We start from the raw sequence: 10357 nt of genomic DNA, 5'->3' as shown, positions 1-10357 counted from the left end.
GGACGTGCGCGGCACGAAGACCAAAGGGGCCACCACCGGCGTACCGGCAACTGACGAGGGACGATCTGGCTTCATGCTGGCATCCTCTGAATCAAGAGCAGGTTCGAGACAGGGCTCGAACAAAAAACCTTTGGGGGCCCGGCAACGGCCGAGCCCTGGCGGCGCTCCAGCCGCGCCGCGATAGCCTGCGCCTTCGCGAGGCCGGCGGCACACCGCCGACCTCGCCTGGCCCATCAATTGAAGAACTTCATCACGCTCAGGCCGGTGCGGTAAATGCCCCAGGCCAGCGGGATGCCCACGGCCGCCCAGGCCAGCACCACCCAGGCGGGATTGCTGACGTGCGCAGCCGCATGGCCCCCGCCACCCTGCGCAGCCACCGTCGCCTTGTCATGCGCCAGCCGTTTTTCCTCGGCCAGTTCGGCATCGCTCATGAAATGCTTCTTGTCGATCGGGCGGACCAGCAGGTTGCAGATCAGGCCGATGCCCAGCATGCCGACCAGGATGTACATGGTCTGGTTGTAGACCTGTTCGCGCGGCAATCCCAGGCCGAGCTGGTAGTCACGCATGTAGTTCACGACGACCGGGCCCAGGATGCCGGCTGTCGCCCAGGCGGTCAGCAGGCGGCCGTGGATGGCGCCCACCATCTGCGTGCCGAACAAGTCGGCCAGGTAGGCCGGCACGGTGGCAAAACCGCCACCGTACATGCTCAGGATGATGCAGACCGCGCCGACGAACAGCAGCTTGGAGCCGGCTGCAGCACTGGCCGGGATGCTGGCGTACATGGCAGCGCCCAGCACGAAGAAGACCACATAGGTCATCTTGCGGCCGATCTTGTCCGACAGGCTGGCCCAGACGAAGCGGCCCCCGATGTTGAACAGGCTGATCAGCGCCGCGAAACCGGCGGCCACGCCGGCGATGGCCGTGAGCTGACCCTTGTCGAGGGCAGTGAATTTGGCCGCGTCACCGCTCAGGCCGATCAGGCTGCCACCGAAAATCTCCTGCAGCATCGGGCTGGCCATGCCGATCACGCCGATGCCGGCCGACACGTTCATGCACAGCACCATCCAGACCAGCCAGAACTGCGGAATGCCCCAGACCTTCTTCACGTGCACATGGTGCTGGGTGATCATCGCGTTGCCGGTCTGCGCCGGCGGCGGCGTCCAGCCCTCTGGCTTCCAGTTGGTGGCCGGCACACGGTAGGCCAGCGCGCCACCCATCATGAACACGAAATAGACCAGGGCCATCACGACAAAGGTCTGGGCCACCCCGACATCGGTGGGCGTGGCAAAGGTCTTCATGAGCTCGGCTGCCAGCGGCGAGCCGATCATCGCGCCGCCGCCAAAACCCATGATGGCCATGCCGGTGGCCATGCCACGGCGGTCAGGGAACCACTTGATCAAAGTGCTGACGGGCGAGATGTAGCCAAGCCCCAGCCCAATGCCGCCAATCACACCGGAGCCCAGCAGCATCATCCAGAACTGGTGCTGCATCACCCCGACGGCCGACATCAACATGCCACCGCACCAGCAGACCGCGGCCACCACGCCGGCCTTGCGCGGCCCGGCCCGTTCCAGCCAGCCGCCCCACAGCGCTGCGGAGCAGCCCAGCAACACGAAGAAGGCGGTGTACATCCAACCCAGCGTCGACACCTTCCAGTCACAATTGGTGACAAAAAGCTCCTGCCAGAAACCGACTTCCGGGCCGCACTTGATGGCTTCCTTGATGCCCAACGCCTTTGAAAGCGGCAGCCAGAACACGGAAAAGCCATAGGCCATGCCGATGCAAAGATGGATCGCGAGTGCCGCCGGGGGCACGAGCCAGCGGTTGAAACCTGGCCCGGCGATGATGCGTTCCTTGGACAAGAAGCCAGAGGAAGATGGCGCCGCGTTCGGCATGCCGCCTATTACTGTGGTGGACATCGTTCGATACTCCTTTTTTTGTGACTACAGGGGCAATTCGAACCGATCCCCACGACCTTTTGCCCCGCACCGGCAACTGGCGCTGCGGAATGGTCTCAATCGACACGGACATCCGCAATATGAATGGCACTGCAGTGCACTTATGCTGGTTACCGCATAAATAGCTTTCCCGCATGGACAAGATCTCGATCCATCCCGTCTGGACAATTCAGACAACCGATGGCGGCGCACTACCGCCGCGCCTGTTGACATTGCTGGTGCAAGTTCATGCCCATGGCAGCCTGCTGGCCGCCTGCCAGCAAATGGGCCTGTCATACCGCCATGCTTGGGACCTGGTGCACCAGGGCGAGGCCCAGCTCGGCGCCACGTTGCTGCACATGACACGCGGCAAGGGCTCCAAGCTGTCCGCCCTCGGCGAGAAGCTGGTCTGGGCGGACCATCGCATTGCCGCGCGGCTCAAGCCGGCGCTTGACTCGCTGGCCTCGGAGTTGGCGGCCGAGATCGGCCGCCTAGCCGTTCACACGCCACCCATGCTGCGGCTGCATGCCAGCCATGGTTTTGCGATCGAGGCGCTGGTCAGCGCGCTGAGCCAGGACGGCCTCGCGGTGGAACGACGCTACGGCAGCAGCACCGAGGCCGTCGCCGCACTGTGCGACCACGCCTGTGATGCCGCCGGCTTTCATGTGCCGCTGGGGCCGCTGGCGACGGCCACGCTCGCCCACTACGCCCGCTGGCTGGCCGAGCCGGCGCTTTGCGTGATCGACATCGCCACCCGCCGCCAGGGCCTGATGGTCGCCTGCGGCAATCCAGCGAAGGTCTACGAACTCTCAGACCTGCTGCGGCCGGGCCTGCGCTTCATCAACCGCCAGGCCGGCTCCGGCACCCGCTTCCTGCTGGAGCGGCTGCTCGCCGCGCAGGGGCTGGACGCCGGTCGCATCTCCGGCTTTGAGCAGGGTGAGTTCACCCATGCAGCGGTGGCCGCCTACGTGGCCAGCGGCATGGCCGACGTTGGCTTCGGCCTGGAGCCGCCGGCCCGCCGCTTCGGGCTGGACTTCATGCCGCAGGCCAACGAGCGCTACTTCCTGCTCTGCCATGCCCAGACGCTGGAACGCCCGGCCATGCAGCAGTTGCTGGCACGGCTGCGCGACCCGGCGATGCGCGCCCAGCTCGACGCCCTGCCCGGCTACGACGCCCGCCACGCAGGCCGGGTCACCCCGCTGGTCGAGGCCTTTCAGGAACCAGCAGCACTGGGCTGAGGCTGGCCCGCTTGAGGCGTGGCCGGGGCAATGCGCAGCAGGCCGGCCAGCTCTTCATACATCGGCCGCGCCAGCAGCCGCGACACGCCGCTGGCCAGCATGGCGCTGGCCATCAGGCTCAGCACCATCGCATGGCCGGAAACCATTTCCATCACGATGATGAAGGCCGTCAGCGGGGCCTGCGTGGCCGCGGCCAGGAAGCCGACCATGCCCAGCGCGATCAGCGGAATGGCCGCGTCGCCGGTGATGCCGGTCAGCAAGGCAATGTCCCGCCCGACGCCCGCGCCCACCGCCAGCGACGGCGCAAACACCCCCGCCGGCACACCGGACCAGGCCGACAGCCAGGTGGCGCAGAACTTCAGCAGCGTGAACACGCCGGGCAGTTGCGCCTCGCCTTCGAGCATGTCGCGCGTCGGTGCGTAGCCTGCGCCCGCCGTGGCCTGGCCGGTCACCAGGCCGATCAAGGCCACTGCCAGCCCGCAGCCCGCGGCGAAGCGCAGCGGATGCTCGCGCCGCCAAGCGCTGAAACGGTCCGGCAGGCCGCGCATCGACACCACCACCAGGCGCGAGAACAGCCCGCCGCCCAGCCCGGCCACCAGCGCCACCAGCAGCCCTGGAAAGAACAGGTGCCAGGACAGCTGCTGCACCGGCAGCTCGCCGAAATAGGTGTGGTTGCCGAACACCGAGACCGACACCAGGCCGGCCAGCACGATGGCCGCGATCACCAGCGCGCTGTGCGAAATGCCGCGTCGGCGCGAGAGTTCCTCCATCGCAAAGATCACGCCGCCCAGCGGGGTGTTGAAGGTCGCGGCAATGCCGGCCGCGGCCCCCGCCACCATCAGGTCATGGCTGTCGATGCCCGACAGCGGCGACAGCCAGCGCCGTGCATGGTCCATCACGCCTGCGCCGACCTGCACCGTCGGCCCCTCGCGGCCGATGGAGAGCCCGGCCAGCATGCCACCGGCCACCAGCACCACCTTGGCCAGCGAAAGCCGCAGCGAGACCAGCGCGCTGCGCTGCGACGGCGTCAGGTCGTCTTCCAGCGCCCGCACCACCTGCGGAATGCCCGAGCCCAGCGCGCCGGGCACCCAGCGGCGGGTGCACCACAGCACCAGCACCGTGACCGCAGGCGTCCAGGCCAGTGCCCACCAGCGCCCGCCCGGTACCGTGCCGCGCAACAGCAGGAAGGCTTGATACGCATGTTCGGCCAGCAGCGTGGAGCCGACCACCAGCAGTCCGGTCAGGACCGCATAGACGAGCACCACCGCGCGGTCCACCCACTGCCGGCCGGCCACCAGTTCCTGCTGGAGATTGCCCCAGAAGTCCGGCGCCACGCCATGCACGCCGCGCACGGCGGCCTCTGCACGGGACTGGCCAGCGCGCAACATCCGCCCCAGCCAGGCCAGCCAGAGGGTCGGCAATCGATTCGGCAACCGCATCCGCCGATGATAGGCGGGCCTCACGCCTCTTTCGCGGTTGGCAGGCCACGCTCGGAGCGTGGCCTCGGGGGGTCTCAAGGCGCAGTGCCCGAGGCCTCCGGTGCGTGGGACTCGATCCCGTGCTTCTCGCCGCTCATGTCGACCGAATCTCCGGCCTTCATCACGACGAAAAGCGCCAGCGCAGCGAACACCACAAAACCCAAAGCCAGCTTCCACATCGCCCTTGTCTCCGTCAGTTGTTTGAAGCCCGCAGGCTATCGCCTGGCGCTGACGCCACGCCAACAACAGCCGACGCGGGGCTGACAGACAAGAAAAAAGCGGCCCCGCAGGGCCGCCTTGTCTTGAGGGGAAGCGGCGTGCTCAATCGCCCGCGTAGATGTCCACGTCCTTGGTCTCGCGCACGAACAGCATGCCGATGACGAAGGTGGCGCCGGCGATGATGATCGGGTACCACAGGCCGTTGTACATGTTGCCGGTCTGGGCCACGATGGCCAGCGCGGTGGCCGGCAGCAGGCCGCCGAACCAGCCGTTGCCGATGTGGTACGGCAGGCTCATCGAGGTGTAGCGGATGCGGGTTGGGAACATCTCCACCAGCATCGCGGCAATCGGGCCGTAGACCATGGTCACCAGGATCACCAGGAAGGTCAGCAGCGCGACCAGCTTGACCTTGTCCATCTTGGCCGGGTCGGCCTTGTCCGGGTAGCCCGCGGCCTTCAGCGCACCCTTGATCTTGCTGGTCAGCACGGCGTCCTTGGCCGTCTTGTCGTCGCTCAAGGTCTTCAGGCTGCCTTCTGCGGCGGTGATGGCCTTGGCGTCCGGCGTGGCGGCGGCCTTCAGGTCGGCCAGCTTCTTCTCGGCGCCGGCCTTGGCGGTGGCGACGTCTTCCGGGCTGATGGCAGTGCTGATCTCGGTTTCGCCGATCTTGATCACGGCCGGCGTGCCGGCAGGTGCCTCCAGGTTGTCATAGCTCACCGAGGCGCCGGCCAGCTTCTGCTTGGCCACATCGCACGAGCTGGTGAACTTGGCGGTGCCGGTCGGGTTGAACTGGAACGAGCACTCCTTCGGGTCGGCCGTCACCGTGACCTTGGCGCTGGCCTGCGCACGCGCCAGGTCGGGGTTGGCCGACTCGGTGATCATGCGGAAGACAGGGAAGTAGGTCAGCACGGCGATCAGGCAGCCGGCCATGATGATGGGCTTGCGGCCGATCTTGTCCGACAGGGTGCCGAAGACGATGAAGAACGGCGTGCCGATCAGCAGCGACAGCGCGATCAGGATGTTGGCCGTGGCCCCGTCCACCTTCAGCGCACCGGTCAGGAAGAACAGCGCGTAGAACTGGCCGGTGTACCAGACGACGGCCTGGCCGGCGGTCAGGCCGACCAGCGCCAGGATCACGATCTTCAGGTTCTTCCACTGGCCGAAGGATTCGGTCAGCGGCGCCTTGGAGGTCTTGCCCTCGGCCTTCATCTTCTTGAAGGCAGGCGATTCATTCATCGACAGCCGGATCCACACGCTGATGCCCAGCAGCAGGATGGAGACGATGAACGGGATGCGCCAGCCCCACTTTGCGAACTCTTCTTCGCCAATGGCGGTGCGGGTGCCCAGGATCACCAGCAGCGACAGGAACAGGCCCATGGTTGCGGTGGTCTGGATCCACGCGGTGTAGGCGCCGCGCTTGCCGTGCGGCGCGTGCTCGGCGACGTAGGTCGCGGCACCGCCGTATTCACCGCCCAGCGCCAGGCCTTGCAGCATGCGCAGCGCGATCAGGATGATCGGTGCAGCGATGCCGATGGACGCATAGTTGGGCAGCACGCCGACGATGAAGGTCGACAGGCCCATGATCAGAATGGTCACCAGGAAGGTGTACTTGCGGCCAATCATGTCGCCCAGGCGGCCGAAGACCAGCGCACCGAATGGCCGCACGATGAAGCCGGCAGCAAAGGCCAGCAGCGAGAAGATGGTGCGCGAGGCCGGGTCCAGTGCCGAGAAGAACTGGTTGCCGATGATCACGGCCAAGGTGCCGTACAGATAGAAGTCGTACCACTCGAACACCGTGCCCAGCGAGGACGCGAAGATGACCTTCTTCTCCTCCGCTGTCATCGGCGCGGTCGACACCGTCGGTGTCATTGCCACTGTTGCCATGCTTGTCTCCTGATGACCGAGCGCTGCCCCAACGGCTGCGCTGCGCTGCACTGTTGGCCTTGGCGCTGACCCGCTTCTGACGCCAAGCTGAACAGAAACTGACAAACTCCGGTCCAACCCTGAGACCGCGTTCCGGCATGCGGAAAACGGGCGCCTAGCGAGGGAAAGTCCCAGGGGCCGATGGCGTCGGTGCAAACCCCTGCTGTGCAAGGCCCGGAACCGCCGCCGAGCGGCTTTGGCCCTTTGGTGCGCTGCGGTGCCCGGTCAGGCCAGGGCGGTGAACTCGGCAAACATCGTGTGCGACTCCGGCAGGCTGGCCAGCGGCACGTAGTCGCACACCTCGGCGAACTCGGCCCACAGCGCCAGCACTGCGGGGTTGCCATGCGCTGCGCCCACCGCCTCCGCCGAGCGCCACTCGAAGACCTCCACCAGCGTGCCTTCCGCTGCCTGCATCACATAGGCCGGGCGGTCACTCACCAGCCCCTGCTCGGCCAGCACCCGCAAGTGCTTGTCGATCAAGCTGCGCAGCACCTGCTCCTGGCCCCGCCTGGGCTTGTAGGCCACGATGACAAACACCCCCATGGCGACGCCTCCTTCCCTGCTTCCACGCCCGATGCCCCGATGCTAGCGCCACGCCTGGGCACTGGCACCAGGCGCTGACGGCTCAGGCCAGCGGCAAGACTGCGTGCGCCCGGCTGAGCTCATCGTGCAGTTGCTGCACCATGAGCAAGTCCTGGTCCACGACCGAACTGCCCAACGCCGCCACAAAGCTGCAGGCCGCAAAACCGGCCGCACGCACTTCGTAGGCAGCGATCCAGGCTTCGCGCTCCGACAGCCTTTCGGGCTTGACGGGCCAAACGCCGGGCCGCGGGCGCAGGCGCTCCATCCAACCGATGCGCCAGGGCTTGGCGCTGACGCGGGCGCGGAAGCAGCCCTGGTTCAGGCACATGCGGGCGTACAGCGGGTCGGCACCCAGTGCCTGGAAGTGCTGTGGCAGCTCGGGCTCGTGGGCGTCGAAGCCGCGGTGCATGGCCAGCAGGCGCATGCCGGCCGGCGTGCGGTAGAGGCGCAGGTGCCATTCGGGGTGGGCCAGCAGGAAAGCGTCGATGCGTTGCCGGGCGCGCCATTCGTCCGCCCCCGGATGGCGCATGCGGTGCTTCGCCAGCCGGGCGGACACAAAGCTGCTGAAGAGCCAGGCCCCCAGCGCCGCGGCAAAGAAAGCCACCCATGAATGCCGCTGATGGCCGAACACCGCCGCCAGGCCCCACAACAGGCCGAGCAGCGCACGCTTGAGGCCTTTGTCGACATCGGTGGGAAAGTCGATGTCGACGAACAAGGCCTTGGCGGTGTTCAGGCAACGCGCGCCGTAGCTGTTGCGGGTCACCACCAGGTCTTCGCCATGGCGGCTGACGATTTCCTCGCGGATCGGCAGGCCCTGGGCGCCGTTGTACGGCCGCTTGAAGTCGCGCGGCGGCAGCTTCTCGCCGGACAGGGCGCGGGCCAGCGCCTCCTGCGCGCGCTGGTCGGCGTGCTGCTGAGCCGCCTCCTGGCTGATGTCGGACCAGCCGAAGCGGCGCAGCGTGCGCTGGCTGCCTTCGGCCTTGTGTTGTGCGCGGCCTTCGGCCCAGAAGCTCGGGACGATCATCTGAACAGAGAGCTCAATGGACCTGGCCGCTGCCACCCTGCCCTGGCCGCATCTGCTGCTGGCGCCAGGCCAGGTAGCCCAGCAGCTCGGGCAGCGGGAAAAAACCTTCTTCCGGTGGATGGGCCGGGAGCTCGCACACTTCCAGCAGCTCGACCTCGGTGGCAGCGGCGCGTTCGCCCAGGGCGGTGTCCAGCACGATCAGCACGCCGCTGTCGAACTCCTCTTCCATCTCGGCAATGAAGCCGGGCACGGCAATGCGCAGGCCCAGCATGTGCGGCGCGTCTTCGTCCAGCAGCGGCTGGAACCACAGCTCGGCCGGCTGCAGCTCGATGCCCTGGTAGCGAATGCCAAAGTCGAAGCCCAGCGGTGGTTTCAGCGCAACGACCCGCCAGCCGGTGAGCGGCGAGGCCAGCGCCACCAGGGTTTCGACCTTGTCGAACAGGTCCACATCGCCCTGCGCGGTGATGACCAGTTCGCGCGGCGAGACCTCGGCCGACGAGACCTCGAACCACAGGCCGTCGTCGAGTGCCTGCAGGCGCAGCAGCAGCTCGTCCCAGAAGACATCGTCGGGACTGCGCAAGGCGTCCAGCTCGGCCTGGTGCTCGAACAGCCAGGCCCAGAACGCCTGGGCTGCCTCACGCCACGGCGCGGGGTCATTCAACTGCATGCTTTGGCCTCGGGTGACGGAAATGGAGGAACGGGGTCAGCTGGCGCCGGGCGACGGGGGCAAAGGGCCGAACAAGGCTTCCTGCTGCTGTTGCCAGCGCCCGGGCAAGCGGGCCCAGACCTGCAGCTTGCCGGCCTCGTCCTGGCGCGACCAGGCGATGATTTCATCGATGCTGCGCAGGCAACCTTCGCACCAGCCCGTGGCCGGATCCATGCGGCAGACGGAGATGCAAGGCGACGGCACCGGCTGGCCAGCGGACCAATCCGCGGGCAGGACGGGTGGCGCGTCCAGCAAGAAGGCGGGAACGGCGCGGTCCACCGGGCTCAGCCTTCCTGCGCCACGTCGGCCACCGGCGCGCCGGTGAGCTGCACCAGCTCGTCCGGGTGCAGGCGGAACACGCCGTTCGGGTGGCCGGCAGCGGCCCACACCTCGTCGAAGCGGAACAGCGTGCGGTCGATCAGCGTGACCGGCCGCGTGGCATGGCCCACTGGCGAAACGCCGCCGATGGAAAAGCCGGTGCGCGACTTGACGAAGGCCGCGTCGGCCCGGCCGATGGGGCCGACCAGCGCGGCAACCTTCTTCTCGTCCACCCGCTGGTCGCCCGCGGCCACCACCAGTACCGCCACTTCGTCGGACTTGCGCCGGAAGATCACGCTCTTGGCGATCTGCCCGGTCGCCAGGCCCAGCGCTTCGGCGGCTTCCTGGCAAGTGCGGGCCGGCACGTCCAGCCACTTGGGCAGGTGCGGGTGGCCACGCTCGGCCAGCAGGCGGGTGACCAGCGCAAAGCCTTCGTGCGGGGCTTCGGCAGCGGAAGATGAAAGTTCGATCTCGGCGCTCATGCCGTGATTGTGGCGGCAAGCGCTCAGCGCCTGGTCGGTGCGCCGCCGGACTTCGGCAGGCAGGCCAGCAGCACCATGCCCATCGCCAGCACTGCGGCGGTCAGGTACAGCGCACCATGGAAGCTGCCACTGGCCTGCGCCATCGCGCCAGACAGCGCGGGGGCTGCGATCTGTGCCGCGCCGTAACTCAGCGTCAGCCGCGCCATGGCTTTGCCCGGGTTGTGCGGCGAGCGGCGGCCCACCAGCGCCAGTGTCAGGCTGACGATGCCGACGAAGGTCGCGCCGTAGCCGATGGCGCTCAGCAGCGCCGCGGCCAGCGTGCCGGACAGTGCGGGCAGCAACACCGCCACCGCCTGCACGCCGAAGGCGATCAGCAGCGCACGCTGCTCGCCAATGCGACGGGCGATGCGATCCCACAGGAACACCGTGGGCAGTGCGGTAAGCCCCACCAGC

General features: G+C 67.5%; 11 protein-coding genes. 1 reads left to right on the top strand and 10 read right to left on the bottom strand.

Features of this window, described 5'->3' with window-relative positions:
• Positions 1–233: 233 nt before the first annotated feature.
• Positions 234–1919, bottom strand: a complete 1686-nt coding sequence (locus FKP22_RS11210; RefSeq protein ID WP_231011929.1) for an OFA family MFS transporter — start codon at positions 1917–1919, stop codon at positions 234–236.
• Between the two features lie 173 nt (positions 1920–2092).
• Here FKP22_RS11210 and FKP22_RS11205 point away from each other — a divergent pair, with 173 nt between their 5' ends.
• Complete coding sequence (locus FKP22_RS11205; protein ID WP_141287575.1) at positions 2093–3175, top strand: substrate-binding domain-containing protein; 1083 nt, start codon at positions 2093–2095, stop codon at positions 3173–3175.
• Here the strand turns inward: FKP22_RS11205 and FKP22_RS11200 are convergent.
• The 9 genes from FKP22_RS11200 to FKP22_RS11165 form a co-directional block, all read right to left on the bottom strand.
• Complete coding sequence (locus FKP22_RS11200) at positions 3151–4563, bottom strand: chloride channel protein (RefSeq protein ID WP_141287578.1); 1413 nt, start codon at positions 4561–4563, stop codon at positions 3151–3153. The genes FKP22_RS11205 and FKP22_RS11200 overlap by 25 nt on opposite strands.
• Before the next feature lie 125 nt (positions 4564–4688).
• A complete protein-coding gene (locus tag FKP22_RS31965; RefSeq protein WP_170200855.1) occupies positions 4689–4832 on the bottom strand; it encodes a hypothetical protein in 144 nt (47 codons plus the stop codon).
• Positions 4833–4974: 142 nt separating this feature from the next.
• Positions 4975–6753 (bottom strand): MFS transporter, encoded by a 1779-nt coding sequence (locus FKP22_RS11195; protein WP_375140574.1) that lies wholly within the window; start codon positions 6751–6753, stop codon positions 4975–4977.
• A gap of 264 nt (positions 6754–7017) precedes the next feature.
• On the bottom strand, positions 7018–7335 hold the full coding sequence (locus FKP22_RS11190; protein ID WP_141287574.1) for a hypothetical protein: 318 nt from the start codon (positions 7333–7335) through the stop codon (positions 7018–7020).
• An 82-nt stretch (positions 7336–7417) separates the two neighbouring features.
• Positions 7418–8398 (bottom strand): hypothetical protein, encoded by a 981-nt coding sequence (locus FKP22_RS11185; RefSeq protein WP_141287573.1) that lies wholly within the window; start codon positions 8396–8398, stop codon positions 7418–7420.
• A gap of 13 nt (positions 8399–8411) precedes the next feature.
• The gene (locus tag FKP22_RS11180; protein WP_141287572.1) at positions 8412–9065 is read right to left on the bottom strand and encodes a hypothetical protein; all 654 of its coding nucleotides are present in this window, start codon (positions 9063–9065) and stop codon (positions 8412–8414) included.
• Between the two features lie 36 nt (positions 9066–9101).
• A complete protein-coding gene (locus tag FKP22_RS11175; RefSeq protein WP_231011999.1) occupies positions 9102–9338 on the bottom strand; it encodes a DUF1289 domain-containing protein in 237 nt (78 codons plus the stop codon).
• Between the two features lie 50 nt (positions 9339–9388).
• Positions 9389–9904 (bottom strand): YbaK/EbsC family protein, encoded by a 516-nt coding sequence (locus FKP22_RS11170; RefSeq protein ID WP_141287571.1) that lies wholly within the window; start codon positions 9902–9904, stop codon positions 9389–9391.
• A gap of 23 nt (positions 9905–9927) precedes the next feature.
• Positions 9928–10357: YbfB/YjiJ family MFS transporter (locus FKP22_RS11165; RefSeq protein ID WP_141287570.1), on the bottom strand; the 430-nt coding region annotated here is incomplete at its 5' end.

It is taken from the genome of Ideonella azotifigens, from assembly GCF_006519715.1.
Lineage (GTDB): Bacteria > Pseudomonadota > Gammaproteobacteria > Burkholderiales > Burkholderiaceae_C > Ideonella > Ideonella azotifigens.
This window is presented reverse-complemented; position numbering and strand designations above follow the sequence as displayed.